The organism is Thiomicrorhabdus xiamenensis (assembly GCF_013282625.1).
GTDB lineage: Bacteria > Pseudomonadota > Gammaproteobacteria > Thiomicrospirales > Thiomicrospiraceae > Thiomicrorhabdus > Thiomicrorhabdus xiamenensis.
Map to the genome: position 1 here is coordinate 422325 of NZ_CP054020.1, position 25006 is coordinate 447330.

Below are 25006 nucleotides of genomic sequence, written 5' to 3' on the forward strand. Positions count from 1 at the left end.
ATGCATTTTATTCAGTAACAGATTGTTACGAAACTTCTGACAATCTTATCGTCGAGGTAAACGATGACTTACTCTTTAACCGAAAAGAAACGCGTCCGTAAGGATTTTGCGACGCGCCCGTCGATTCTTGAAGTACCTTACCTGCTATCCTTGCAGAAGGGGTCTTTCCACGATTTTCTACAATTAGAAAAGAAACCTGCAGAACGCCAGAATATGGGTCTGCATGCCGCTTTTTCATCGGTTTTTCCGATTGAAGGTGTAGCAGGTACCGCTGATCTTGAATATGTGAGTTATCACATGGGTCAGCCTGAGTTTGATGTTAAAGAATGTAAGCAGCGTGGTGTTACTTACGCTGCACCTCTACGCGTGAAAATGCGTCTGGTCATCTATGATAAAGATGCGCCGGCTGGTAAACGTCCTGTTAAAGACATGAAAGAGCAAGAGGTTTACCTGGGTGATATTCCTCTTATGACCGATAACGGAACGTTTGTTATCAATGGTACTGAGCGTGTTATCGTGACACAGTTGCACCGTTCTCCTGGTGTTATTTTCGATAGCGATAAAGGTAAGTCGCATACCTCCGGTAAATTGCTTTTCAACGCCCGCGTAATTCCTTACCGTGGTTCATGGTTGGATTTCGAATTCGATCACAATGACTGTCTGTTCACTCGTATCGACCGTCGCCGTAAGCTTCCGGTTTCCGTGTTGCTTCGCGCTATGGGTTACAGCAATGAAGATATTCTTGGTCTGTTTACCGAAACCAATTCGATCCACGTCACTAAAGACGCCTTTATGCTGGACTTCGATATTGCCCAGTTCAAAGGTAAAGAGATGCCGTTCGATCTTGAGCATGATGGTGAAGTGCTTGTTGCAGAAGGTAAGAAAGTTACTGCTCGTACCGTTAAGCAGGTCGATGCGGCCGGTATCAAGCAGGTTGCCGTAACTCCGGATTATCTGCTAGGCAAAGTACTGGCTTCCGGTATTGTTGACGAGTCAACCGGTGAACTGGTTGCGCGTACAAACGAAGTTCTGACTGCGGATACGATCGCTAAAATCTCGAACATCACTGGTATTGAAATTAAAGTTCTGTATATCGACGAGCTTGAGAACGGACCTTATATTTCCGATACGTTGAACTTGGATAGCACGACTTCTGCAACTGAAGCGCAGATGGAAATCTATCGCATGATGCGTCCGGGTGAGCCGCCGACACAGGAATCTTCACAGGCGCTATTCGAAAGCCTGTTCTTCGACGAAGCACGTTATGACCTGTCAAACGTCGGTCGCATGAAACTGAACCGTCGTCTTGGTCGTAAAGAGAACCAGGGTAGTGCGGTTCTTGAGAAAGAAGACATCATTGATGTTATCCGCGAGTTGATCAATATCCGTAACGGTCTGAGCACCATTGACGATATCGATACTCTGGGTAATCGTCGTATCCGTGCCGTAGGAGAGATGGCTGAAAACGCTTTCCGTGTCGGTCTGGTACGTGTCGAGCGCGCGGTTAAAGAGCGTTTGAACCAGGCGGAATCTGATGGCCTGATGCCACAAGATCTGATTAATGCTAAGCCTGTTTCTGCAGCAATCAAAGAGTTCTTCGGTTCTTCTCAGTTGTCGCAGTTCATGGATCAGGTTAACCCGCTTTCTGAAGTTACTCACAAGCGTCGTGTTTCGGCTCTTGGGCCAGGTGGTTTGACGCGTGAGCGTGCCGGTTTCGAGGTACGTGACGTACACCCTACACACTATGGTCGTGTTTGTCCGATCGAAACGCCTGAAGGGCCAAACATCGGTTTGATTAACACTCTGGCGATTTACGCAAAAACCAACGAGTACGGTTTCCTGGAAACGCCATACCGTAAAGTTGTCGACGGTAAAGTTACTGAAGAGATCGAATATGTTTCTGCAATCGATGAAGCACAATTCGTAATCGCACAGGCGTCTGCAAACGTTGATGCTGATGGTAAGTTTGTTGATAACCTGGTTTCAGCCCGTCACCAAAACGAATTCACCCTGTCTTCATCTGCGGATGTTGATTATATGGACGTTTCTCCGAAGCAGATCGTATCGGTTGCTGCGGCATTGATTCCGTTCCTTGAGCACGATGATGCTAACCGTGCCCTAATGGGGGCAAACATGCAGCGTCAGGCCGTTCCAAACCTGCGTGCCGAGAAGCCGCTAGTTGGTACCGGTATCGAGAAGACGGTTGCGATCGACTCTGGTGTAACAGTCGTTGCCGAGCGTGGTGGTGAAGTGCTTTCTTCAGATGCAGCGCGTATTGTGGTTCGCGTCAACCAGGAAGAGATCAGCGAAGGTGAGTCTGGGGTTGATATCTATAACATGGTTAAGTACCAGCGTTCTAACCAGAACACTTGTATCAACCAGCGCCCAGTCGTTAAGGCCGGTGATATTGTTAAGCGCGGCGATGTAATGGCTGATGGTCCTTCAACGGATCTTGGTGAATTGGCGCTTGGTCAGAACATGCGTATCGCGTTCATGCCTTGGAACGGTTATAACTTCGAGGATTCGATCCTGGTTTCTGAGCGTGTTGTTCAGCAGGACCGTTATACAACTATCCATATCGAAGAGCTAACGTGTTTAGCGCGTGATACTAAGCTAGGGCCTGAAGAGATTACTGCGGATATTCCTAACGTTGGTGAATCTGCTCTGGCACGTCTTGATGAGTGCGGTATCGTTCACATCGGTGCGGAAGTTAAGCAGGGTGATATCCTGGTTGGTAAGGTCACGCCTAAAGGTGAAACTCAGCTGACTCCAGAAGAGAAGCTGCTGCGTGCAATTTTCGGTGAGAAAGCGTCGGATGTTAAAGATACTTCTTTGCGTGTAACCAAAGGTGTTGAAGGTACGGTTATCGATGTGCAGGTCTTCACGCGCGAGGGTGTCCAAAAAGACGCACGTGCTTTGGCGATCCAAGAAGAAGAGTTGTCGCACATCCGTAAAGACATCGATGAACAGTACAAGATCCTTGAAGCGGACACTATCGGTCGTCTGCGCGGTATGTTGGTTGGTCACAAGTTGGTTGACGGCACTAAGATCGACGAAGCGTTCCTTGAAACGGTTCCGTCCGAGCGCTGGTTTGGCCTGAACGTTGACGATGCAGACATGATGCATCAGTTGGAAGTGCTTGAATCACACCTGAAAGACAAGCGTAAAGCCTTTAACGATGCGTACGAAGAGAAGCGTAAGAAACTTACTCAGGGTGACGATCTGGCTCCGGGCGTTTCGAAGATGGTTAAGGTTTATGTTGCCATTAAACGTCGTATCCAGCCTGGTGACAAGATGGCCGGTCGTCACGGTAACAAAGGTGTTATCTCGCGCATTGCTCCAGTTGAAGATATGCCGTTTGATGAAACCGGTCGTCCGGTTGACATCTGTCTGAACCCTCTGGGTGTACCATCGCGTATGAACGTTGGTCAGATCCTGGAAGTTCACTTGGGGCTGGCGGCCGAAGGTCTTGGTTCTAAGATCAATGACATGATTCAGCAGCAGAAAGATATTGCGGAAATCCGTGGTTTCCTAGACAAGATCTATAACGAGACGCAAGGTCAAAATGTTGATCTGGATAGTTTCTCCGATGAAGAAATTACCGAGTTGGCCATGAACCTGCGTAAAGGTGTGCCGCTAGCGTCACCGGTATTCGATGGTGCTTCGGAAGATCAGATTAAAGCGCTGCTGCGTTTGGCAGATCTTCCTGAATCCGGTCAGATGAAACTGTTCGACGGTCTAACCGGTGAAGAGTTCGATCGTCCGGTAACGGTTGGTTATATGTACTATCTGAAACTGAACCACTTGGTTGACGATAAGATGCACGCACGTTCAACAGGTCCTTACTCGCTGGTTACTCAGCAGCCGCTGGGTGGTAAAGCGCAGTTCGGTGGACAGCGTTTCGGTGAGATGGAGGTATGGGCACTTGAAGCTTATGGTGCAGCCTTCACTCTGCAAGAGATGCTGACAGTTAAGTCGGATGACTTGAACGGTCGTACTCGTATGTATAAGAACATCGTTGACGGTAACGAATATATGGAACCTGGTATGCCTGAATCCTTCAGCGTACTACGCAAAGAGATTCGTGCACTAGGTATTGATATTGAGTTGGAGCAAGATTAATGAAAGATCTAATTGGTTTTCTTAAAAAGCAAAATGTAAGCAGTGATTTCGATGCCATTAAGGTATCTCTTGCTTCACCTGAAAAAATTCGTTCATGGTCTTACGGCGAAGTAAAAAAGCCGGAGACTATTAACTACCGTACTTTCAAGCCGGAGCGTGATGGTCTTTTCTGTGCCAAAATCTTCGGGCCTATCCGTGACTACGAATGCTTGTGTGGTAAATACAAGCGTCTGAAGCACCGCGGTGTAATCTGTGAGAAGTGTGGGGTTGAAGTTACTCAGTCTAAAGTGCGTCGTGAGCGTATGGGTCATATCGACCTTGCAACCTCTGTTGCGCACATCTGGTTCCTGAAGTCGCTACCTTCTCGTATCGGTTTGATGCTGGATATGACGCTTAAAGAGATTGAAGCGGTTCTTTACTTCGAAGCGTTCATGGTAACGGATCCTGGTTTGACTCCGCTTGAGCCTTGGCAGCTTCTTTCTGAAGAAGAGTATCTGGATGCACTTGAAGAGCACGGTGACGAGTTCGAAGCGCAAATGGGTGCGGAAGCGATCAAGAAGATGCTTCAGTCTATCGATCTTGAGTACGAAGCGGAACATCTGCGTACCGAGATGGATAACACCAACTCTGAAACTAAACAGAAGAAACTTTCCAAGCGTCTTAAGTTGATCGAGTCATTCCTGCAGTCTGGTAACAAGCCAGAGTGGATGATTCTTGACGTACTACCGGTTCTACCACCGGAATTACGTCCGCTGGTACCGCTGGATGGTGGTCGTTTTGCGACTTCGGATCTGAACGATCTTTACCGTCGTGTTATCAACCGTAACAACCGTTTGAAGCGTCTTCTAGATCTTATGGCGCCGGATATTATCGTCCGTAACGAAAAACGTATGCTGCAGGAGTCGGTTGACTCGCTATTGGATAACGGTCGTCGTGGTCGTGCGGTAACCGGTACTAACAAGCGTCAGCTTAAATCTTTGGCAGATATGATCAAAGGTAAGCAAGGTCGTTTCCGTCAAAACCTTCTTGGTAAGCGTGTTGACTACTCCGGCCGTTCGGTAATCGTGGTTGGTCCGACTCTGCGTCTGCACCAGTGTGGTCTACCGAAGAAAATGGCATTGGAACTGTTTAAGCCATTTATCTTCTCTAAACTGCAGAAACGCGGTATGGCTCCGACGATCAAAGCGGCTAAGAAAATGGTTGAACTAGGTTTGCCGGAAGTATGGGATGTATTGGATGAAGTCATCCGTGAGCATCCGGTACTGCTTAACCGTGCGCCGACACTTCACCGTCTTGGTATCCAAGCGTTTGAGCCGGTTCTGATCGAAGGTAAAGCGATTAACCTGCATCCGCTAGTATGTTCGGCATTTAACGCCGACTTCGATGGTGACCAGATGGCTGTTCACGTGCCTCTGTCACTGGAAGCACAGCTTGAAGCGCGTACCCTGATGATGTCAACCAACAACCTGCTTTCTCCTGCGAACGGTGACCCGATCATCGTACCTTCTCAGGACGTTGTACTGGGTCTGTACTACATTTCCCGTGAGCGTATCAATGCGAAGGGTGAGGGTATGGTCTTCGCTAGCTGGCAGGAAGTGGATCGTGCTTTGAATGCGAAAGAAGTTCATTTGCACACCAAGATCAAGATGAAGATTGATGAAGTGGTTGTCGATGACGAAGGCATTGAAACTGCCGGTACTCGTATCGTTGAAACGACTGCCGGTCGTGCGCTTCTGAGTCGTATTCTTCCTCGTGGTCTGTCGTTTGACATGATTAACACCAACTTGACCAAGAAGAATATCTCTAAGGTCTTGAACGAGTGTTACCGTAAGCTAGGGCCGAAAGAGACGGTTATCTTTGCTGACCAGCTAATGTATGCCGGTTTCAAATGGTCGACTCTGGCAGGTTTGTCTTTCTGTTCTGATGATATGTTGATCCCGGATTCGAAAGCAGAAATCATCGATCGTGCCGAAGCGCAGGTTGAAGAGATCCAGAACCAGTTCTCACAAGGTCTGGTCACCGAAGGTGAGCGTTACAACAAGGTTGTTGATATCTGGTCACACACGAATGAAGTGGTTACCAAGTCGATGATGGAAGAGCTACAGACTGAAACGGTTATTAATAAAGAGGGTGAGGAAGTTGAGCAGACTTCATTCAACTCTGTATATATGATGGCGGATTCCGGAGCACGTGGTAGTGTGGCTCAGATGCGTCAGCTAGGTGGTATGCGTGGTCTGATGGCAAAACCGGATGGATCGATTATCGAAACACCGATCACGGCTAACTTCCGTGAAGGTCTGAACGTACTTCAGTACTTCATCTCGACACACGGTGCACGTAAAGGTCTTGCGGATACAGCACTTAAAACCGCTAACTCCGGTTATCTGACACGTCGTCTGGTTGATGTTGCTCAGGATGTGGTTGTTACCGAAGATGATTGTGGTACCGATGCAGGTATCCGTATGACGGCACACGTAGAGGGTGGTGATATCATCGAATCTCTACGCGATCGCGTACTTGGACGTGTTACTGCGAAAGATGTCATGACGGCAAGCGGAGAGTTGCTGGTTCCAGTTGATACAGTAATCGACGAACAGTTGGCGGATCTGATCGACAACAGCGGTGTTGACCATGTATTTGTTCGTTCGCCTATGACCTGTGAAACACGCTTCGGTATCTGTAAGCAGTGTTATGGTCGTGACCTGGCACGCGGTCACCTAGTAAATATGGGTGAAGCTGTCGGTGTTATGGCGGCACAGTCAATCGGTGAGCCTGGTACTCAGCTTACTATGCGTACCTTCCACATCGGTGGTACCGCATCCGGTTCTGCGGCGCAGAGTTCGGTTGAAGTTAAGCATACAGGTACCGTTAAGTGGTTCAACCTGAAAACTCTGAAAAACTCGGAAGGTCAGATTGTGGTTACTTCCCGCTCCGGTGAAGTGTCTGTGATGGATGAATCCGGCCGTGAACAGGAACGCTATAAGTTGAACTACGGTTCGATCCTGAATGTTGAGGATGGTGGTTCGATTAACGCCGGCGACGTACTGGCGAACTGGGATCCGCATACTCACCCGGTTATCACGGAAGCTGAAGGGATTATCAACTTCGGTAACTTCGAAGGAACGGTAGAAGAGCGTCTGGATGAGATTACCGGTCTGACTTCTCGTGTCGTCAAGGACGCGAAAGAGCGTTCTTCCGTCGCTAAGGAAGTGCGTCCGTACATCGAGCTGGTTGATGAAAAAGGTGAATCGATTTGTTTCCCTGGTACACAAACTCCGGCGATGTACTACCTGCCTGAAAATTCAATCGTTGTTGTTCAGGGTGGCGATAAAGTGGGTCGTGGTGATGTACTTGCACGTATTCCGCAAGCATCGTCGAAAAACAAGGATATCACCGGGGGTCTACCTCGAGTGGCTGACCTGTTTGAAGCACGTCAACCAAAAGAGCCTTCGATTATGGCCGAGGTTGCCGGTGTTATCGGCTTCGGTAAAGAAACTAAAGGTAAGCAGCGTCTGACTATTACTCAGGATAGCGGCGAAGTTTATGAAACATTGATTCCTAAGTGGCGTACCGTCAGCGTGTTCGAAGGTGAGCGCGTTGAGAAAGGGGATGTTGTGGTTGAAGGTAATCCGAATCCACACGACATTCTTCGCCTGTTGGGTATTGAAAAACTGGCGGAATACATTGTTGACGAAGTTCAGGATGTCTACCGTCTGCAAGGGGTTAAGATCAACGATAAGCACATCGAAACAATCGTTCGTCAGATGCTGCGCAAAGTTGAAGTTAAGAACCCAGGTGATACCGCTCTGATTCGTGGTGAACAGGCTGAGTACTCGAAAGTGCTTGAGTTGAACGAGAAAGCGCGTGAAGAAGGTAAGGTTGAAGCCTCATTCGAACGCGTACTACTGGGTATTACCAAAGCGTCTCTTGCGACCGAATCATTTATCTCGGCGGCGTCCTTCCAGGAAACTACTCGTGTCCTGACAGAAGCGGCGGTTTCCGGTAAGCGTGATACGTTGGTCGGTCTGAAAGAGAATGTTATCGTTGGTCGTCTGATTCCGGCCGGTACTGGTTTCGCTTATCATAAAGCGCGCCGTGCCGCGAGCGAGAAGTCGGCCGAAGAATTGAAAGCGTTTTTGAATGCGGATCACGATCCGGTTGACGACGAAGTCGTCAGTGATGAAATGCTGGAAGTGATGGAAGGGAACGAACAGGCTGATGTTTAATTAAATAATTTCAAGCAGTTAAGGCTTGACTTATTAAAATTACATCACTAAAATTCCCTCTCCTTATACGTAGGTCAATCTTTTTGGCCTACAGCTTCGTTTATGTGTAAGAGTAAATCTCAAATTTGGAGAAATTGAATGGCTACTATTAACCAGTTGGTGCGTAAGCCGCGTAAAGATAAGCGTAAAGTTTCAAACGTTGCAGCGTTACAGGCATGTCCTCAGCGTCGTGGTGTTTGTACGCGTGTTTATACAACAACCCCTAAAAAGCCAAACTCTGCTCTACGTAAAGTTGCGCGTGTACGTTTAACGAACGGATATGAAGTCGCTTCCTATATTGGTGGTGAAGGTCATAACCTGCAAGAACACTCGGTTATTCTTATCCGTGGTGGTCGTGTTAAAGATTTGCCTGGTGTACGTTATCACACAGTTCGCGGTGCTCTTGACTGCGCTGGTGTTGCTAATCGTAAACAAGGTCGTTCTAAGTACGGTGCAAAACGTCCAAAGTAATCGTTTGATAACGATCCTTTAACATACGTTTTGCAATATTAGTGTTACATTTATACCGGAAGAGTTAAGAATGGCAAGAAGAAGAGAAATTCCAAAGCGTCAGGTACTACCTGATCCGAAGTTTGGAGATGTGACGTTAACGAAATTCGTTAACATGATTATGGTTAGCGGTAAAAAATCCGTTGCTGAAAAAATCGTTTACGATGCGCTAGATGTTCTAGTTGAACGTAAAAACGGCGGCGAGCATGCTGCTCTATTAAAAGATGCGCTTGAAGCTGTAGGACCTATGGTCGAGGTTAAATCTCGTCGTGTTGGTGGTGCTACTTACCAAGTTCCAGTCGAAGTACGTCCTGAGCGTAAAATGGCATTGGCGATGCGTTGGATCGTTGAAGCCGCGCGTAAGCGTAGCGAAAAAGGCATGATGCTTCGCTTGGCGGGTGAATTGGGTGACGCTCTTGAAGGGCGCGGTTCAGCAGTCAAGAAGAAAGAAGATACTCACAGAATGGCAGAAGCGAACAAAGCTTTCTCTCATTTCCGTTGGTAATCATCTGCTAATGGAGGCCCTTTTTAAGGGCCTTTATTTTTGGTTTTTAGTTAAAGGTTATTTAAAGTGGCACGTACTACCCCTCTAGATAGATACCGCAACATTGGGATTATGGCCCACATCGATGCGGGTAAAACAACCACAACCGAGCGTATCCTGTACTACACCGGTGTTTCTCACAAAATTGGTGAGGTTCACGACGGTGGTGCAACAATGGACTGGATGGAACAAGAGCAGGAACGTGGTATTACAATCACTTCTGCTGCGACAACCTGTTTCTGGTCTGGTATGGGTCGTCAATTCCCTGAGCACCGTATCAATATCATTGACACTCCGGGACACGTTGACTTCACAATCGAAGTAGAACGTTCTCTGCGTGTACTTGATGGTGCCGTTACTTGTTTCTGTTCTGTATCAGGTGTTGAGCCTCAGTCTGAGACTGTATGGCGTCAGGCTGATAAGTACGGCGTACCTCGTATGGGTTACGTAAACAAAATGGACCGTGCAGGTGCAAACTTCCTGAACGTTTGCCAGATGGTTACTGACCGTCTAGGTGCACAGCCAGTTCCTATGCAGCTACCTATCGGTGCTGAAGATTCTTTCCGCGGTATTGTTGACCTTGTGAAAATGCAAGCGATCTACTGGGAAGAAGAGAACATGGGTATGGAATACCGCTATGAAGACATTCCTGCAGAGATGCAAGATGAGTGTGAAGAATGGCGTGAAAAACTTGTTGAAACAGCAGCTGAAGCTTCTGAAGAGTTGATGGATAAATACCTTGAAGAAGGTGATCTGTCTGAAGAAGATATTAAAGCAGGTATCCGTCAGCGTTGTATCGATGTAGAAATCGTTCCGATGTTCTGTGGTTCATCTTTCAAAAACAAAGGTGTTCAAACGCTACTAGATGCGGTTATCGAACTTATGCCTGCTCCGACTGATGTTCCTGCGATCAAGGGTGAGTTGGAAGACGGTACTCCAGTTGAGCGTCACTCAACTGATGATGAGCCTTTCGCCGCTCTTGCGTTTAAAGTTATGACTGACCCTTATGTTGGTACGCTAACTTTCTTCCGTGTTTATTCAGGTGTTCTAGAAGCTGGTTCTCCAGTTATGAATACAGTTAAAGGTAAGCGTGAGCGTATCGGTCGTATCCTGCAGATGCACTCTAACTCTCGTGAAGAGATCAAAGAAGTGCGTGCTGGTGATATCGCGTGTGCGGTAGGTCTTAAAGATACGACTACTGGTGATACTCTGTGTGACATCGATAACCCAGTTATCCTTGAGCGTATGGAATTCCCTGAGCCAGTTATCTCGATCGCTATCGAGCCTAAGACTAAAGCTGACCAAGAGAAAATGGGTATCGCACTGCAGAAGCTTGCAGCAGAAGATCCATCTTTCCGTGTTCATACTGATGAAGAAACCAACCAGACGATCATCTCTGGTATGGGTGAACTTCACCTTGATATCATCGTTGATCGTATGAAGCGTGAGTTTAAAGTTGAAGCGAACATTGGTGCGCCTCAGGTTTCTTACCGTGAAACGATCCGTTCAGCGGTTGAGTGCGAAGGTAAATTCGTACGTCAGTCTGGTGGTCGCGGTCAATACGGTCACGTTGTGTTCAAGATCAAGCCGCTTGATGCTGATTCTGAAGCGGTTAACTTTGAATTCATCAACTCGATCGTTGGTGGTGCTGTTCCTCGTGAATACATCGGTGCAGTTGAGAAGGGTGCTAAGCAACAGCTTGAAGCTGGTGTTGTTGCAGGCTTCCCAATGGTTGATGTTTCTGTCGAGCTTATCGATGGTTCATACCACGATGTTGACTCGAACGAAATGGCGTTCCAGGTAGCAGCGAGCATGGGTATCAAGAATGGTGTTACACAAGCTAACCCAGTCGTTCTTGAGCCGGTAATGAAAGTTGAAGTTACTACCCCTGAAGAGTACATGGGTGATATTATTGGTGACCTAAACCGCCGTCGCGGTATGGTTTCAAGCATGGATGATATCCCTACTGGTAAGTCTGTTAAGGCAGAAGTACCGCTTTCAGAGATGTTTGGTTACTCAAACCAGATGCGTTCTTTGACTCAGGGTCGTGCTAACTACAGCATGGAGTTCTTGAAGTACGCTGAAGCGCCTAAGAACATCCAAGAAGAAATCATCGCTGCTTCTAAAAAAGGCGAATAACTTAATTTAACTTTTAAACTTTAATCCAAGGCGGTTATGCCGCCCGTTACAAAGGTATTAATCTAATGGCAAAAGAAAAGTTTGAACGTTCGAAACCGCACGTAAACGTAGGTACTATCGGTCACGTTGACCATGGTAAGACAACTCTTACTGCGGCTCTAACAATCGTACAAGGTAAAAAATTCGGTGGTGAAGCGAAAGACTACAGCGCGATCGATAACGCTCCTGAAGAGCGTGAGCGTGGTATCACCATCTCAACTGCACACGTTGAGTATGAGTCAGAAACTCGTCACTATGCGCACGTAGACTGCCCAGGTCACGCTGACTATGTTAAAAACATGATCACTGGTGCGGCACAGATGGATGGTGCGATCCTAGTATGTTCTGCAGCGGATGGCCCAATGCCACAGACTCGTGAGCACATCCTTCTGTCACGTCAGGTAGGTGTACCATACATCGTTGTTTACCTAAACAAAGCTGACATGGTTGATGATGAAGAGCTTATGGAACTTGTTGAAATGGAAGTTCGTGAGCTTCTAGACGAGTACGAATTCCCAGGTGATGATACTCCAGTTATCATGGGTTCTGCGCTTAAAGCAATCGAAGGCGATCAGTCTGAAATCGGTGAGCCATCTATCGCACGTCTAATCGAAGCGCTAGATACTTACATTCCAGAGCCTACTCGTGAAACTGACAAGCCGTTCCTGATGCCAGTAGAAGATATCTTCTCAATCCAGGGTCGTGGTACAGTTGCGACTGGTCGTGTTGAGACTGGTATCATCAAAGTTGGTGAAGAGATCGAGATCGTTGGTATTCGTCCAACTCAGGTAACTACAGTTACTGGTGTTGAGATGTTCCGTAAGCTTCTAGATCAAGGTGAAGCAGGTGATAACGTTGGTATCCTACTACGTGGTACTAAGCGTGAAGACATCGAGCGTGGTCAGGTACTAGCACACAAAGGTACTGTAAACCCACACACCAAGTTCGAAGCGGAAGTATATGTACTTTCAAAAGATGAAGGTGGACGTCACACTCCATTCTTCAATGGTTACCGTCCACAGTTCTATTTCCGTACAACTGACGTAACTGGTGCTTGTGAGCTACCAGCAGGTACAGAAATGGTAATGCCAGGTGATAACGTACAGATGACTGTTGAACTAATCGCTCCAATCGCGATGTCTGATGGTCTACGTTTCGCTATCCGTGAAGGTGGTCGTACCGTAGGTGCAGGTGTTGTTGCTAAGATTATCGAATAATCTTTAGATAGCATTTTCATCTAAGAAAAAAAGGGAGCTTCGGCTCCCTTTTTTTGTTTATTGTATGTGAATTGCTAAATGGTTGTTTTTAAAAAAAAATGCTGTTATAATTCGCGACCTTAGTTTGCAAGCAAATATAACTGCTTGTTTTTCTTTTGATTAATTTGAGAGAAATTTTATGGCGACTCAAAACATTCGTATTCGCTTAAAGGCTTTCGATCACCGTTTGATCGATCAGTCTGCACGTGAAATTACGGAAACGGCTAAGCGTACTGGTGCACAGGTTCGTGGTCCGATCCCAATGCCAACACGTAAAGAGCGTTTCACAGTGTTGATCTCTCCGCACGTAAACAAGGATGCACGTGATCAGTACGAACTTCGTACTCATAAACGTCTTCTAGATATCGTAGACCCAACTGATAAAACAGTTGATGCTCTTATGAAACTAGACCTTGCTGCTGGTGTTGACGTTCAACTTGAATTGCGTTAATTAACGCGTTTGTTGGTCATCAATCGTAATGACTGACTGTTTTATAATAATGAGGTTAATGATATGAGTATTGGTATCATTGGTAAAAAAATCGGCATGACTCGTGTGTTCAACGATGAGGGTGTTTCGACTCCGGTTACTGTTATTGAAGTAGCTCCGAATCGCATCACTCAAATCAAGACACTTGAGACTGACGGTTATTCTGCTATCCAGGTTACCACTGGTTCTGTACACGCTGGTCGTGTATCTAAGCCTGCAGCTGGTCACTTCGCTAAAGCGGGTGTTGAAGCAGGTGAAGGTCTTTGGGAATTCCGCGCTGAAGCTGCGGACATCGAAGGTCTTGAAGTTGGGTCTGAAATCACTGTCGATCGTTTCGCAGAAACTCCGGTAGTTGATGTAACTGGTACAACTAAAGGTAAGGGTTTCCAAGGTGGTATTAAACGCCACAACTTCGGTATGCAAGATGCAACCCACGGTAACTCGCTGTCTCACCGTTCTAACGGTTCTATCGGTCAAAACCAGACTCCAGGTCGCGTTTTCAAAGGTAAGAAAATGTCTGGACACATGGGTGCTGTCCGTCAAACGACTCTGAACCTAGATTTAGTAAAAGTGGACGTCGAAAATGGTCTATTGTTGATCAAAGGCGCGGTCCCTGGTGCTAAAAACGGTACTGTCATTGTTCGTAAAGCTGTGAAGTAAGGTGGGCACGATGGATTTAAAACTAATTGAATTGGCAACTGGTAAAGAAAACGGAACTGTTTCAGTTTCTGATGCTCTTTTCGGAGTTGACTTTAATGAAGCCTTGGTACACCAAGTTGTTACAGCGTATATGAATGCTGGACGTGCTGGTACCAAAGGTCAAAAGAACCGTTCAGCAGTGAGCGGTGGTGGTGCGAAACCTTGGCGTCAAAAAGGGACTGGCCGTGCACGTGCCGGTACGACTCGTAGCCCGGTATGGGTTGGCGGTGGTCGTGCGTTCCCTGGCCACAATCGTGATTTTTCTCAAAAAGTTAATAAGAAAATGTATCGCGGTGCGATGCGTTCAATTATTGCCGAGCTAAATCGTACAGGTCGCCTAATCGTTGTGGATGACTTCAAAGTTGATGCACCTAAGACAAAAGAATTCAAAGCGAAGCTTGCGCAGCTTAATGTTTCTGATGCGCTTGTTGTAACTGAAGGCTTTGATGAGTATTTGTATCTTTCTGCACGTAACCTATATGCAGCAGACGTTTGTGATGCAGCTTCAATCGATCCTGTAAGCCTTGTTGGTTTCCAGAATATCGTGATGACTCAAGGTGCAGTTAAGCAACTAGAGGAGCAATTAGCATGAACCAAGAACGTATTCTAAGTGTATTGCTAGCACCACACGTTTCTGAAAAAGCTGCAGTTATGGCAGATTCATCAGAGCAGTATGTGTTCAAAGTTGTACCTGGTGCAACTAAACCAGAAGTTAAAGCAGCTGTCGAAACCCTTTTCGGTGTCAAAGTGCAGTCTGTGAACATGATTAACATTAATGGTAAGCGCAAAGTATTCAAAGGCCGTGCTGGTAAGCGTAATGGTGTGCGTAAAGCAATCGTTCGTCTTGCTGAAGGTCAAGAAATCGACTTTGCGGCTGCTGAGTAAGGAGTTCAAAGATGGCAATTGTTAAAAAGTCTAAACCGACTTCTCCAGGTCGCCGCTTTGTAGTAAGCGTAGTTGAGCCTACTTTGCATAAAGGTAAACCACACGCAGCCTTACTAGAGAAGAAATCTAAGTCTGGTGGTCGTAACGGTAACGGTCGTATCACAGTACGTCACCAAGGTGGTGGTCATAAACAGCACTACCGTATGGTTGACTTCAAACGCGATAAAGTAGGAGTTCCTGCAACTGTAGAGCGTCTTGAATATGATCCAAACCGTTCAGCACACATTGCATTGCTTAAATATGCTGATGGCGCGCGCGCTTACATCCTTGCAGCTAAAAACATGCAGGCAGGTGACGTAGTTGAGTCTGGTGACCATGTTGCAATCAAAGCTGGTAACAGCCTGCCACTTCGCAATATCCCGGTTGGAACAATTGTTCACAACGTAGAGATGCGTCCTGGTAAAGGTGGTCAGATTGCTCGTTCAGCAGGTGCTTTCGTATCGATCGCTGGTAAAGACGGAGCTTATGTTCTAGTTCGTCTACGTTCTGGTGAAATGCGTAAGATCCACCAGGAATGTCGTGCGACAATCGGTGAAGTTGGTAACTCTGAGCACAGTCTTCGTAAACTAGGTAAGGCTGGTGCTAAGCGCTGGCGTGGTGTTCGTCCTACCGTTCGTGGTGTGGCGATGAACCCTGTTGACCACCCGCACGGTGGTGGTGAGGGTCGTACTTCCGGTGGTCGTAACCCTGTTACTCCATGGGGTGTTCCGACTAAAGGTAAGAAGACTCGTAGCAACAAGCGTACTGACAACATGATCGTACGCCGTCGTCACAATAAGTAATAAGGAAGGACACTGATGCCACGTTCAGTTAAAAAAGGACCTTTTGTTGATCACCACCTTTATAAGAAGGTGGTAGAGGCACAAGAATCTGGTAATAAGCGTCCAATCAAAACCTGGTCAAGACGTTCAATGATCTTGCCTGAAATGATTGGTCTGACTATCGCAGTTCACAACGGTAAAGAGCATATTCCGGTTTTCGTTTCTGAAAACATGGTTGGCCACAAACTGGGTGAATTCTCAATGACACGTTACTACCGCGGCCACGCTGCGGATAAGAAAGCGAAACGCTAATAGGAGTTGGTCATGCAAGTAAGTGCTACACATAAATTTGCGCGTATCTCTCCACAAAAAGCGCGTTTGGTCGCTGACTTAATCCGTGGGAAGAACGTAGAGCAAGCGGTTAATATCCTTGCGTTCAGCGATAAAAAAGCTGCAGACCTGTTCAAAAAAGTTTTGAACTCTGCGATTGCTAACGCTGAGAACAATAACGGTATGGATATCGACGAGCTGACAGTTACTGCAGCTTTCGTTAACGAAGGCCCTATCATGAAGCGTATGCGCGCTCGTGCGAAAGGTCGTGGTAACCGTATCTTGAAACGCACTAGTCACCTAACCGTGACAGTCGGCGATAAATAAGGAGAATCAGAATGGGTCAAAAAGTAAATCCGGTCGGGATTCGTCTTGGTATTACTAGAGATTGGAATGCTCGCTGGTATGCGAACAGCAAAAACTATTCTGATTTCTTGGTGAGCGATCTTGAGATTCGTAACGAACTTAACAAGAAACTAGCTCACGCTTCCGTTTCTCGAATCAATATCGAGCGCGTCGCTAATGGTATCCGTATTACGGTTCACACAGCGCGTCCTGGTGTTGTTATCGGTAAAAAAGGTGAAGATATTGAGAAGTTGAAGCAGTCTCTTACTGCAATGACTGGTATGCCAGTTAACATCAATATCGAAGAGATCAAGAAGCCTGAGCTTGATGCGAAGCTAGTTGCTGAGTCAATTGCACAGCAGCTTGAAAAGCGTATTCAGTTCCGTCGTGCCATGAAACGTGCTGTAGGTAATGCAATGCGTCTTGGTGCTGAAGGGATTAAAGTAACGGTTTCCGGTCGTCTTAACGGTGCGGATATCGCCCGTGCGGAATGGTATCGTGAAGGTCGTGTACCGCTTCACACTTTCCGTGCTGACATTGATTATGCAACTTTCGAAGCTGATACTACCTACGGTAAGATCGGTGTTAAAGTTTGGATTTTCAAAGGCGAGAAGCTAGGTAAGCTTGCTCTAGAGAATAACTCATCTAAGGGCAAAAAAGGCCGTAAATAAAAGGATAACTCACTATGTTAATGCCTAAGCGTACAAAATTTAGAAAAGTACAAAAAGGTCGTAACCGTGGTCTAGCGCAAGCTGGTAACAAAGTTAGCTTTGGTGATTTCGGTCTTAAGGCTCTAGAGCGCGGTCGTATGACTTCACGTCAAATCGAAGCAGGTCGTCGTGTGATGACTCGTCACGTAAAACGTGGCGCTAAGATTTGGATTCGTGTTTTCCCTGATAAACCAATTACCAACAAGCCACTTGAAGTTCGTATGGGTAAAGGTAAAGGTTCTGTTGAATACTGGGTTGCTCAGATTCAACCAGGACGTATCCTATTTGAAATGCAAGGTGTTGATGAAAAGCTGGCTCGCGAAGCATTTGAACTTGCTGCCGCTAAGCTGCCTTTCAAAACAACTGTTGTAACTAGAACGGTGATGTAAGATGACTGCGAAAGAATTAAACGAAAAATCAGTTGAAGAACTTCGTAACGAGTTGCTTGAACTTCGTAAAGAGCAATTCAACTTGAGAATGCAACATTCAACTGGTCAGTTATCAAACTCTGCAGCGCTTAAGAACGTTCGTCGTTCTATCGCTCGAGTTAAAACCATCATTCGTCAAAAAGTGAGTAAGTAAGATGGCTGATCAAAAGAAAGCACGTACTATTCAAGGTGTTGTTGAAAGTAATGGTATGCAGGACTCTATTGTTGTTCGCGTTAACCGTTTCATCAAACACCCTAAGTATAAAAAATTCGTTAAGAAATCTACTAAGATCATGGCTCATGATTCTGAGAACGCAGCTAGCGTAGGTGATACAGTTACAATTAAAGAAACTGCACCAATCTCAAAAAACAAGTCATGGACTTTAGTTAGCATTGACGAAAAAGCGAAAATTTAATTTTCACTAGCAATTGTGTGAATTAGTTGATATAATTCGCGCAATTTTCAAATGCCACCTTAAAGTTGCAAGCCGAAAATAACTTCGGGACTGCACTTTTCGGTGGTTTTTGTGCTACTTGTAATTTTTATTTATGGATGGAGTCCCACCATGATTCAGATGCAAACAGTGCTTGACGTAGCTGATAACAGCGGAGCACGCCGCGTCCAATGTATTAAAGTGTTAGGCGGTTCACACCGTCGTTACGCTAATGTTGGTGACGTGATCAAAGTGAGTGTTAAAGAAGCTGCACCACGTGGAAAAGTGAAGAAAGGTGATGTTTACAACGCGGTTGTAGTTCGTACTGCAAGCGGTGTTCGTCGTCCAGATGGTTCTAAGATCAAGTTTGATGGTAACGCTGCCGTTATCCTGAACGCTAAACACGAACCAATTGGTACACGTATCTTCGGCCCAGTAACTCGTGAGCTTCGTAACGACAAGTTTATGAAAATTGTTTCATTAGCTCCTGAAGTTCTATAAGGAAGAAATAATGAATCGTTTAAGAAAAGGTGACGAGGTAATCGTCCTAGCCGGTAAAGACAAAGGAAAGCGTGGTTCGATTTCTTCTGTTATGGCTAACGGTAAAGTTTTAGTAGATGGTATTAACTTGGTTAAGAAGCACACTAAGGGTAACCCTATGACTGGTGCACAAGGTGGTATCGTTTCTAAGGAAATGCCAATTGATGCTTCGAATGTGGCTCTTGTAAATCCTGAAACCAACAAAGCTGACAAAGTTGGCGTCCGTGTTGAAGGTGATGCGAAGATCCGCTTCTTTAAATCTACTGGTAAAGCGGTTGACGCTTAATAAAGGGTAGAGAAATGGCAAGATTACAATCATTCTACAAAGAGCAAGTTGTTCCTAAGTTGATGGAGCAGTTTGGTTACAAATCTCCGATGCAGGTTCCTAAGCTGCAAAAAATCACCATCAACATGGGTGTTGGTGATGCAATCGGTGATAAGAAAGTTTTGGACAATGCGGTTGCCGATATGGAAGCAATTGCAGGTCAGAAAGCAGTACGTACTCTAGCGCGTAAGTCTGTTGCGAGCTTTAAAGTACGTGACGGTTATCCACTGGGTTGTAAAGTAACTCTTCGCGGTGAGCGTATGTATGAGTTTCTTGACCGTCTAGTCAACATCGCTCTACCTCGCGTACGTGACTTCCGTGGTGTTAACGCGAAAGCTTTCGATGGTCGCGGAAACTATAACCTAGGCCTTAAAGAGCAAATCATTTTCCCTGAAATCGAGTTTGAAAAAGTTGACAAGATCCGTGGTATGGATATCAACTTCGCGACTTCTGCGCAAACTAACGATGAAGCGAAAGCTCTTTTAGAAGCCTTCAATTTCCCATTCAAGAAATAAGAGGATCTTCTAATGGCTAAGTTGTCAATGATTGCTCGTGAAACAAAACGCACAAAGCTAGTTGCAAAATATGCAGCTAAGCGCGCTGAGCTAAAAGCAATCATCGCAAATCCTGAAACAGATTTCGATGATCGTATGGATGCAGTTGATGCGCTAAATAAGTTGCCACGTGATGCGTCTCCAGTTCGTCAGCAGCGTCGCTGCCGTATTACTGGCCGTCCACACGGTGTTTATAGAAAATTTGGTCTATCACGTAATATGCTTCGTCAAATGACGATGCAAGGTGATGTTCCAGGATTAAGAAAAGCTAGTTGGTAAGGATAAATATCTATGAGTATGTCTGATCCAATCGCTGATATGTTAACACGTATCCGTAACGGCCAAATGGCTGGTCACGCTAACGTGGTTATGCCTTCTTCAAAAGTTAAAGCAGCAGTTGCTAAAGTACTTAACGACGAAGGTTATATTTCATCTTTCAGCATTAATGAGAACAATGGTAAATCTGAATTGTCAATCGATCTTAAATATTTCGAGGGCAAACCAGTAATTGAAATGGTTAAACGTGTAAGCCGTCCAGGTCTTCGTGTTTACAAAAACAAAGATGAGTTACCAAAAGTCATCGGCGGTCTAGGTATCGCTGTAATTTCAACCTCAAAAGGTATTATGACTGACCACCAGGCACGTGCTGCCGGGATCGGTGGTGAAGTTGTTTGCTACGTAGCATAAGGAATCTGAATTATGTCTAGAATTGCAAAGGCTCCTGTTACTGTACCTGCTGGCGTTGAAGTTAAAGTAGAAGGTAACACTGTCACTGTTAAAGGATCTAAAGATTCTTTGACTCAAACTTTTAATGAAGCTGTTTTGGTTTCTGTTGAAGACGGACAAGTGATCTGTCAGCCTAAAGAAGGTGTTGTTAAGGGTTGGGCGCAGGCTGGTACTGCTCGTTCAATCATCAACAACATGGTTCAAGGTGTTACAGAAGGTTTTGAGAAGCGTCTTGAGTTGGTTGGTGTTGGTTACCGTGCAAAAGCTGCCGGTAAAGTACTTAACTTGACTCTTGGTTTCTCACACCCTGTTGATCATGAGATCCCAGAAGGAATTACGATTGAAACTCCTTCTCAAACTGAAATCGTTGTAAAAGGTGCGAACAAGCAAGTTGTAGGTCAAGTTGCTGCTGAAATTCGCGGCTACCGTCCACCTGAGCCATATAAAGGTAAAGGTGTTAAGTATGCTGGTGAGCGCATTTTACGTAAAGAAGCTAAGAAGAAATAAGGCTGGAAGTAAGTATGGATAAGAAATCAGCCCGTCTTCGTAGAGCGAAGAAAACACGTGCAAAAATCTCAGAATTGAAAATGGCGCGTCTGTGTGTACACCGTACTTCACAGCATATCTATGCACAAGTCATTTCAGCTGATGGTCAACAGGTTGTTGCTTCTAGCTCTACTGTACAAGCGGACGTTAAATCAGAAATTAGCAATGGTTCTAACAAGTCGGCTGCAGCTGTTGTTGGTAAGGCTATTGCTGAAAAAGCCAAAGCTGCTGGTGTAACCAAGGTTGCATTTGATCGTTCAGGTTTCAAATACCACGGTCGTATTCAACAGTTAGCTGAATCAGCCCGTGAAAACGGTCTTGAATTTTAAAGGAAGGAAAATATGTCTTCACATGAATTACAAGACGGCCAAGATGCTTTGATCGAAAAACTAGTGGGCATTCGTCGTGTTGCTAAAGTTGTTAAGGGTGGTCGTATTTTTTCGTTCTCCGCTCTTGCAGTTGTTGGTGACGGCGAAGGTAAAGTAGGCTACGGTAGTGGTAAAGCGAACGAAGTACCTGTTGCAATCAAAAAAGCAATGGAAAAAGCTCGTCGTAACATGAGATCTGTTTCACTTAAAGACGGAACTATTCAGTATCCTATCAACTACAAGCAAGGTGCTGCGAACATCGTAATGCTACCTGCTTCTGAAGGTACTGGGGTTATCGCCGGTGGTGCAATGCGTGCGGTTCTTGAAGCAGCAGGTGTTCACAACGTACTTTGTAAGTGTGTTGGTACCACTCGCCCGGTAAACGTAGTACGTTCTACTGTTAACGCACTGACTTCTATCAGCAGCCCAGAAATGATCGCTGCAAAACGTGGTAAGTCAGTTGAAGAAATCGTAGGTGAGTAAGATGTCAGATAAAAAAATTACAGTGACACTGGTAAAAAGCCCGATCGGCCGTTTACCAGCACACAAAGCGTGTGTATCTGGTCTTGGTCTAAGAAAAATGCACCAAACAGTAAGCGTTATTGATACTCCAGCTAACCGCGGAATGATCAATAAGGTTTCCTATTTGCTTAAAGTAGAGGAAGCATAAAATGCAACTAAATACTTTAAAACCAGCTGACGGCGCCAAATCTTCACGCAAGCGTGTAGGTCGTGGTCAAGGTTCAGGTTGGGGTAAGATGGGTGGTCGCGGTCACAAAGGTCAAAAATCACGTTCTGGTGGTATGCCTAAGATCGGTTTTGAAGGTGGTCAGATGCCACTTCAAAGACGTCTGCCAAAAATCGGTTTTACTTCACGTAAATCCGAGTTTGTGACTGAAATCCGTCTTGATACTCTATCTAAAATCGAAGCTGACGTAGTTGATATTGCAGCGCTTAAAGCTGCTGATATCATCGGTCAGAAAATTAAGGAAGTTAAAATCATCAACTCTGGTGAGATCACCAAAGCTGTGAAAACTTCCGGATTGCGAGCAACTGCAGCAGCTAAAGCTGCGATTGAAGCTGCTGGTGGCACTGTAGAAGCTTAATTATGAATAGTTCAATTGCATCAACTGGAATGAGCGGACTTAAGAACAAGATTCTTTTTGTCCTGGGTGCCATCATCGTTTACCGATTGGGTACACATATTCCTGTTCCGTCAATTGATCCGATTGCCTTAGCTGCAATGTTCGAACAGCAAAAGGGTACCATTCTAGACATGTTCAACATGTTCTCGGGTGGTGCCCTTGAGCGTTTATCCATCTTTGCTCTTGGGATTATGCCGTACATCTCTGCTGCGATTATCATGCAGCTGTTGACGGTAGTTTCTCCTACTCTTGAGCAGTTAAAAAAAGATGGTGAGCAAGGACGTCGTAAAATCACCCAGTACACCCGTCAGGGGACTGTGGTGCTTGCGACTTTCCAGGCTTTAGGTGTCGCGATTGCACTCGAATCACAAAATGTTAATGGAATGCCGGTTGTTATCGATCCGGGTCTGCTGTTTAAGCTGACTGCTGTGGTAACTTTGGTTTCCGGTACGATTTTCTTAATGTGGTTAGGTGAACAAATTACCGAACGTGGTATCGGTAATGGTATTTCTCTAATCATTTTTGCAGGGATTGTTGCAGGTCTGCCTAGCGCTTTGGGTGGAACTTTTGAGCAGGTTAATACGGGTGCAATGCACGCCATTACCGTATTTGTCCTTCTTGCTTTAATCGCTGCTGTTATTGCATTTGTGGTATTCGTTGAACGCGGACAACGTCGAATTCCCGTTCACTATGCCCAAAAAATGCGCGGTCGCAAACTGTATGGCGGTCAAGAGTCACATCTGCCTCTTAAGTTAAATATGGCTGGAGTTATTCCGCCGATTTTCGCCTCCAGTATTATTCTGTTCCCGGCAACCATCGGTGGCTGGTTCGGTTCTGCTGAAGGTATGGGGTGGTTGAAAGACATTGCTACGACTTTGTCTCCAGGTCAGCCGCTTTATGTTCTTCTGTATGCGATGGCAATTATTTTCTTCTGCTTCTTCTATACTGCGATTGTTTTCAATCCAAATGAAACGGCAGAAAACCTAAGAAAGTCTGGTGCCTACCTGCCAGGTATTCGTCCGGGTGCGCAAACAGCCCGCCATATTGATGGCATTATGGGCCGCTTGACTCTTGCCGGTGCGATCTACATCACGGCGGTGTGCTTGTTGCCAGAGTTCTTGATCTTGTATTGGAATGTTCCTTTCTATTTTGGTGGAACATCACTTTTGATCATTGTAATTGTGGTCATGGATTTCATGACAGCAGTACAGGCTCAAATGCAGTCAAGCCAATATGAAGGCATGATGAAAAAAGCGAAATTAAAAGGTAAATAACTTCAAGGTTTTTTATCTAGTATTTAAAGCGAAAGATGTGTATAATCGCACGTTTTTCAGTAGATGGAATTAAAGGGAGCGTCAAAATGGCTCGTATTGCCGGCGTAAACATTCCAGTTAACAAGCACATTGTTATTGGATTGACTTCGATCTACGGGATTGGTTCTACTGCTGCAAAGAAAGTTTGTGCAGCTACTGGTATCGAACCATCTACGAAAGTTCGAGAACTAACTGAAGATCAGTTAGAAGCACTTCGTAACGAAGTGACAAACTACACGATTGAAGGTGATCTTCGTCGTGAAGTGTCTATGAATATTAAGCGTTTGATGGACATGGGTTGTTACCGTGGAATTCGTCATCGTCGTAGCCTACCACTACGTGGTCAGCGCACTAAGACGAATGCACGTACTCGTAAAGGTCCAATCAAACCAATCAAGCGTTAATGCTTAGATAGCGAGAAAGAATATGGCAAAAGCAAATTCACGTGTTAAAAAGAAGGCTAAACAGGTCGTAACGGATGCGGTAGCGCACGTTCACGCCAGCTTCAATAACACGATCGTAACTATTACTGACCGTCAAGGTAACGCACTATGCTGGGCAACTTCTGGTGGTAGCGGATTCCGTGGTTCTCGTAAGAGTACTCCATTCGCTGCACAGGTTGCTGCAGAACGAGTTGGGCAAATGGCTCAAGAATACGGTGTTAAGAACATAGATGTTATGGTTAAAGGTCCTGGACCTGGCCGTGACTCTGCTGTTCGTGGTCTAAACAGTGTTGGTTTCAAAATTACTTCAATTTCTGATGTAACTCCGATTCCTCACAACGGATGCCGCCCACCTAAGAAACGTCGCGTTTAATTTTTGAGGTAATCATGGCTAGATATATTGGTCCTAAGTGTAAACTTGCCCGCCGTGAAGGTACTGATCTATTTTTGAAAAGCGGTGTTCGTAGCATCGAATCAAAATGTAAAATCGATCAACTACCAGGTGTACACGGTGCAGCTCGTAAAAAGGTAACTGAATACGGACTTCAGTTGCGTGAAAAACAAAAAGTTCGTCGTATGTACGGTGTTCTAGAGAAAAAGTTCCGTCTTTACTATAAAGAAGCGGATCGTCGTAAAGGTTCTACTGGTGTAAACCTTCTACAAATCCTAGAAAGCCGTCTTGACAATGTTGTATACCGTATGGGCTTTGCTGCAACTCGTGCAGAAGCTCGTCAGCTTGTTTCGCATAAAGCGATCTTGGTTAACGGTCAATCAGTAAATATTCCGTCTTTCGAAGTATCTGCTGGTGATGTGGTTTCTATTCGTGAGAAATCTCGCAACCAAACTCGTATCGCAGCAGCGCTTGAATTGAAAGCGCAAACTGGTGCGGTTAGCTGGGTTGAAGTAGACACTAAAGCATTTGAAGGTACTTTTAAATCAGTTCCTGATCGTGCTGATCTGTCTGCTGATATTCAAGAAAACTTGATTGTTGAGCTTTACTCTAAGTAATAGAAACGGAGATCACCTCTG

31 protein-coding genes are annotated in these 25006 nt (G+C 45.6%); all 31 read left to right on the plus strand.

The window, feature by feature from the left end; genetic code table 11:
• Positions 1–63: 63 nt before the first annotated feature.
• The 31 genes from rpoB (at position 64) to rpsD (ending at position 24985) form a co-directional block, all read left to right on the plus strand.
• The gene (gene rpoB / locus HQN79_RS01950; protein WP_173284019.1) at positions 64–4122 is read left to right on the plus strand and encodes a DNA-directed RNA polymerase subunit beta; all 4059 of its coding nucleotides are present in this window, start codon (positions 64–66) and stop codon (positions 4120–4122) included.
• Positions 4122–8348 (plus strand): DNA-directed RNA polymerase subunit beta', encoded by a 4227-nt coding sequence (gene rpoC / locus HQN79_RS01955; protein WP_173284020.1) that lies wholly within the window; start codon positions 4122–4124, stop codon positions 8346–8348. Before rpoB ends, rpoC begins: the two co-directional genes overlap by 1 nt.
• A 138-nt stretch (positions 8349–8486) precedes the next feature.
• Entirely contained in the window at positions 8487–8858 is a 372-nt protein-coding gene (gene rpsL, locus HQN79_RS01960; protein ID WP_173284021.1) for a 30S ribosomal protein S12, read from the plus strand.
• Between the two features lie 70 nt (positions 8859–8928).
• Positions 8929–9402, plus strand: a complete 474-nt coding sequence (gene rpsG, locus HQN79_RS01965) for a 30S ribosomal protein S7 (RefSeq protein ID WP_173284022.1) — start codon at positions 8929–8931, stop codon at positions 9400–9402.
• 66 nt (positions 9403–9468) lie between these two features.
• Positions 9469–11580 (plus strand): elongation factor G, encoded by a 2112-nt coding sequence (fusA, locus tag HQN79_RS01970; RefSeq protein ID WP_173284023.1) that lies wholly within the window; start codon positions 9469–9471, stop codon positions 11578–11580.
• A 65-nt stretch (positions 11581–11645) separates the two neighbouring features.
• Positions 11646–12836 carry an elongation factor Tu gene (gene tuf / locus HQN79_RS01975; RefSeq protein WP_173284012.1) on the plus strand — a complete coding sequence of 397 codons (1191 nt, stop codon included), beginning with the start codon at positions 11646–11648 and terminating at the stop codon, positions 12834–12836.
• Positions 12837–13014: 178 nt separating this feature from the next.
• Complete coding sequence (gene rpsJ, locus HQN79_RS01980) at positions 13015–13326, plus strand: 30S ribosomal protein S10 (protein WP_028485243.1); 312 nt, start codon at positions 13015–13017, stop codon at positions 13324–13326.
• 63 nt (positions 13327–13389) lie between these two features.
• Positions 13390–14025, plus strand: a complete 636-nt coding sequence (gene rplC / locus HQN79_RS01985) for a 50S ribosomal protein L3 (RefSeq protein ID WP_173284024.1) — start codon at positions 13390–13392, stop codon at positions 14023–14025.
• Between the two features lie 10 nt (positions 14026–14035).
• Entirely contained in the window at positions 14036–14656 is a 621-nt protein-coding gene (rplD, locus tag HQN79_RS01990; RefSeq protein WP_173284025.1) for a 50S ribosomal protein L4, read from the plus strand.
• Positions 14653–14949 carry a 50S ribosomal protein L23 gene (gene rplW / locus HQN79_RS01995; RefSeq protein WP_173284026.1) on the plus strand — a complete coding sequence of 99 codons (297 nt, stop codon included), beginning with the start codon at positions 14653–14655 and terminating at the stop codon, positions 14947–14949. Before rplD ends, rplW begins: the two co-directional genes overlap by 4 nt.
• An 11-nt stretch (positions 14950–14960) precedes the next feature.
• Entirely contained in the window at positions 14961–15791 is an 831-nt protein-coding gene (gene rplB / locus HQN79_RS02000) for a 50S ribosomal protein L2 (protein ID WP_173284027.1), read from the plus strand.
• A 15-nt stretch (positions 15792–15806) separates the two neighbouring features.
• Positions 15807–16082: a 30S ribosomal protein S19 gene (gene rpsS / locus HQN79_RS02005; RefSeq protein WP_173284028.1), complete on the plus strand. Its 276-nt coding sequence runs from the start codon at positions 15807–15809 to the stop codon at positions 16080–16082.
• A gap of 12 nt (positions 16083–16094) precedes the next feature.
• Positions 16095–16427, plus strand: a complete 333-nt coding sequence (rplV, locus tag HQN79_RS02010) for a 50S ribosomal protein L22 (protein WP_173284029.1) — start codon at positions 16095–16097, stop codon at positions 16425–16427.
• An 11-nt stretch (positions 16428–16438) separates the two neighbouring features.
• On the plus strand, positions 16439–17116 hold the full coding sequence (rpsC, locus tag HQN79_RS02015) for a 30S ribosomal protein S3 (protein ID WP_173284030.1): 678 nt from the start codon (positions 16439–16441) through the stop codon (positions 17114–17116).
• A gap of 14 nt (positions 17117–17130) precedes the next feature.
• Positions 17131–17544, plus strand: coding sequence for a 50S ribosomal protein L16 (rplP, locus tag HQN79_RS02020; RefSeq protein ID WP_173284031.1), 414 nt, complete (start codon positions 17131–17133; stop codon positions 17542–17544).
• 1 nt (position 17545) lies between these two features.
• Complete coding sequence (gene rpmC, locus HQN79_RS02025; protein ID WP_173284032.1) at positions 17546–17737, plus strand: 50S ribosomal protein L29; 192 nt, start codon at positions 17546–17548, stop codon at positions 17735–17737.
• 1 nt (position 17738) lies between these two features.
• On the plus strand, positions 17739–17999 hold the full coding sequence (rpsQ, locus tag HQN79_RS02030) for a 30S ribosomal protein S17 (protein WP_173284033.1): 261 nt from the start codon (positions 17739–17741) through the stop codon (positions 17997–17999).
• Between the two features lie 150 nt (positions 18000–18149).
• A complete protein-coding gene (gene rplN / locus HQN79_RS02035) occupies positions 18150–18518 on the plus strand; it encodes a 50S ribosomal protein L14 (protein ID WP_173284034.1) in 369 nt (122 codons plus the stop codon).
• A gap of 10 nt (positions 18519–18528) precedes the next feature.
• Complete coding sequence (rplX, locus tag HQN79_RS02040) at positions 18529–18843, plus strand: 50S ribosomal protein L24 (protein ID WP_173284035.1); 315 nt, start codon at positions 18529–18531, stop codon at positions 18841–18843.
• A gap of 14 nt (positions 18844–18857) precedes the next feature.
• Positions 18858–19397 carry a 50S ribosomal protein L5 gene (gene rplE, locus HQN79_RS02045; RefSeq protein WP_173284036.1) on the plus strand — a complete coding sequence of 180 codons (540 nt, stop codon included), beginning with the start codon at positions 18858–18860 and terminating at the stop codon, positions 19395–19397.
• A gap of 12 nt (positions 19398–19409) precedes the next feature.
• Positions 19410–19715 carry a 30S ribosomal protein S14 gene (gene rpsN, locus HQN79_RS02050; protein ID WP_173284037.1) on the plus strand — a complete coding sequence of 102 codons (306 nt, stop codon included), beginning with the start codon at positions 19410–19412 and terminating at the stop codon, positions 19713–19715.
• A 12-nt stretch (positions 19716–19727) separates the two neighbouring features.
• Positions 19728–20123, plus strand: a complete 396-nt coding sequence (gene rpsH, locus HQN79_RS02055; protein ID WP_173284038.1) for a 30S ribosomal protein S8 — start codon at positions 19728–19730, stop codon at positions 20121–20123.
• A 12-nt stretch (positions 20124–20135) separates the two neighbouring features.
• Positions 20136–20669, plus strand: coding sequence for a 50S ribosomal protein L6 (gene rplF, locus HQN79_RS02060; protein ID WP_173284039.1), 534 nt, complete (start codon positions 20136–20138; stop codon positions 20667–20669).
• Positions 20670–20683: 14 nt separating this feature from the next.
• Complete coding sequence (gene rplR / locus HQN79_RS02065) at positions 20684–21037, plus strand: 50S ribosomal protein L18 (protein WP_173284040.1); 354 nt, start codon at positions 20684–20686, stop codon at positions 21035–21037.
• Between the two features lie 12 nt (positions 21038–21049).
• Complete coding sequence (rpsE, locus tag HQN79_RS02070; RefSeq protein WP_173284041.1) at positions 21050–21559, plus strand: 30S ribosomal protein S5; 510 nt, start codon at positions 21050–21052, stop codon at positions 21557–21559.
• Between the two features lies 1 nt (position 21560).
• Positions 21561–21746, plus strand: a complete 186-nt coding sequence (gene rpmD, locus HQN79_RS02075) for a 50S ribosomal protein L30 (protein WP_173284042.1) — start codon at positions 21561–21563, stop codon at positions 21744–21746.
• 1 nt (position 21747) lies between these two features.
• A complete protein-coding gene (rplO, locus tag HQN79_RS02080) occupies positions 21748–22182 on the plus strand; it encodes a 50S ribosomal protein L15 (protein WP_173284043.1) in 435 nt (144 codons plus the stop codon).
• Between the two features lie 2 nt (positions 22183–22184).
• Positions 22185–23495: a preprotein translocase subunit SecY gene (gene secY, locus HQN79_RS02085; protein ID WP_173284044.1), complete on the plus strand. Its 1311-nt coding sequence runs from the start codon at positions 22185–22187 to the stop codon at positions 23493–23495.
• A gap of 86 nt (positions 23496–23581) precedes the next feature.
• Positions 23582–23938, plus strand: coding sequence for a 30S ribosomal protein S13 (gene rpsM / locus HQN79_RS02090; RefSeq protein WP_173284045.1), 357 nt, complete (start codon positions 23582–23584; stop codon positions 23936–23938).
• Positions 23939–23960: 22 nt separating this feature from the next.
• On the plus strand, positions 23961–24350 hold the full coding sequence (gene rpsK, locus HQN79_RS02095; protein ID WP_173284046.1) for a 30S ribosomal protein S11: 390 nt from the start codon (positions 23961–23963) through the stop codon (positions 24348–24350).
• Positions 24351–24364: 14 nt separating this feature from the next.
• On the plus strand, positions 24365–24985 hold the full coding sequence (gene rpsD / locus HQN79_RS02100) for a 30S ribosomal protein S4 (RefSeq protein ID WP_173284047.1): 621 nt from the start codon (positions 24365–24367) through the stop codon (positions 24983–24985).
• Positions 24986–25006 lie beyond the last annotated feature (21 nt).

Bases quoted from the DNA above. Each gene is read 5' to 3' on its own strand.
- rpsE (WP_173284041.1), top strand. From the start codon at position 21,050: ATGTCTTCACATGAATTACAAGACGGCCAAGATGCTTTGATCGAAAAA.
- rpsC (WP_173284030.1), top strand. From the start codon at position 16,439: ATGGGTCAAAAAGTAAATCCGGTCGGGATTCGTCTTGGTATTACTAGA.
- rpmC (WP_173284032.1), top strand. From the start codon at position 17,546: ATGACTGCGAAAGAATTAAACGAAAAATCAGTTGAAGAACTTCGTAAC.
- rpoB (WP_173284019.1), top strand. From the start codon at position 64: ATGACTTACTCTTTAACCGAAAAGAAACGCGTCCGTAAGGATTTTGCG.
- rpsL (WP_173284021.1), top strand. From the start codon at position 8,487: ATGGCTACTATTAACCAGTTGGTGCGTAAGCCGCGTAAAGATAAGCGT.
- rpsG (WP_173284022.1), top strand. From the start codon at position 8,929: ATGGCAAGAAGAAGAGAAATTCCAAAGCGTCAGGTACTACCTGATCCG.
- rpsM (WP_173284045.1), top strand. From the start codon at position 23,582: ATGGCTCGTATTGCCGGCGTAAACATTCCAGTTAACAAGCACATTGTT.
- rplN (WP_173284034.1), top strand. From the start codon at position 18,150: ATGATTCAGATGCAAACAGTGCTTGACGTAGCTGATAACAGCGGAGCA.
- rpoC (WP_173284020.1), top strand. From the start codon at position 4,122: ATGAAAGATCTAATTGGTTTTCTTAAAAAGCAAAATGTAAGCAGTGAT.
- secY (WP_173284044.1), top strand. From the start codon at position 22,185: ATGAATAGTTCAATTGCATCAACTGGAATGAGCGGACTTAAGAACAAG.
- tuf (WP_173284012.1), top strand. From the start codon at position 11,646: ATGGCAAAAGAAAAGTTTGAACGTTCGAAACCGCACGTAAACGTAGGT.
- rplW (WP_173284026.1), top strand. From the start codon at position 14,653: ATGAACCAAGAACGTATTCTAAGTGTATTGCTAGCACCACACGTTTCT.
- rpsS (WP_173284028.1), top strand. From the start codon at position 15,807: ATGCCACGTTCAGTTAAAAAAGGACCTTTTGTTGATCACCACCTTTAT.
- rpsH (WP_173284038.1), top strand. From the start codon at position 19,728: ATGAGTATGTCTGATCCAATCGCTGATATGTTAACACGTATCCGTAAC.
- rplX (WP_173284035.1), top strand. From the start codon at position 18,529: ATGAATCGTTTAAGAAAAGGTGACGAGGTAATCGTCCTAGCCGGTAAA.
- rplV (WP_173284029.1), top strand. From the start codon at position 16,095: ATGCAAGTAAGTGCTACACATAAATTTGCGCGTATCTCTCCACAAAAA.
- rplC (WP_173284024.1), top strand. From the start codon at position 13,390: ATGAGTATTGGTATCATTGGTAAAAAAATCGGCATGACTCGTGTGTTC.
- rpmD (WP_173284042.1), top strand. From the start codon at position 21,561: ATGTCAGATAAAAAAATTACAGTGACACTGGTAAAAAGCCCGATCGGC.
- rplR (WP_173284040.1), top strand. From the start codon at position 20,684: ATGGATAAGAAATCAGCCCGTCTTCGTAGAGCGAAGAAAACACGTGCA.
- rplE (WP_173284036.1), top strand. From the start codon at position 18,858: ATGGCAAGATTACAATCATTCTACAAAGAGCAAGTTGTTCCTAAGTTG.
- rplB (WP_173284027.1), top strand. From the start codon at position 14,961: ATGGCAATTGTTAAAAAGTCTAAACCGACTTCTCCAGGTCGCCGCTTT.
- rpsK (WP_173284046.1), top strand. From the start codon at position 23,961: ATGGCAAAAGCAAATTCACGTGTTAAAAAGAAGGCTAAACAGGTCGTA.
- rpsQ (WP_173284033.1), top strand. From the start codon at position 17,739: ATGGCTGATCAAAAGAAAGCACGTACTATTCAAGGTGTTGTTGAAAGT.
- rplD (WP_173284025.1), top strand. From the start codon at position 14,036: ATGGATTTAAAACTAATTGAATTGGCAACTGGTAAAGAAAACGGAACT.
- rpsJ (WP_028485243.1), top strand. From the start codon at position 13,015: ATGGCGACTCAAAACATTCGTATTCGCTTAAAGGCTTTCGATCACCGT.
- rplO (WP_173284043.1), top strand. From the start codon at position 21,748: ATGCAACTAAATACTTTAAAACCAGCTGACGGCGCCAAATCTTCACGC.
- rpsD (WP_173284047.1), top strand. From the start codon at position 24,365: ATGGCTAGATATATTGGTCCTAAGTGTAAACTTGCCCGCCGTGAAGGT.
- rplP (WP_173284031.1), top strand. From the start codon at position 17,131: ATGTTAATGCCTAAGCGTACAAAATTTAGAAAAGTACAAAAAGGTCGT.
- rpsN (WP_173284037.1), top strand. From the start codon at position 19,410: ATGGCTAAGTTGTCAATGATTGCTCGTGAAACAAAACGCACAAAGCTA.
- rplF (WP_173284039.1), top strand. From the start codon at position 20,136: ATGTCTAGAATTGCAAAGGCTCCTGTTACTGTACCTGCTGGCGTTGAA.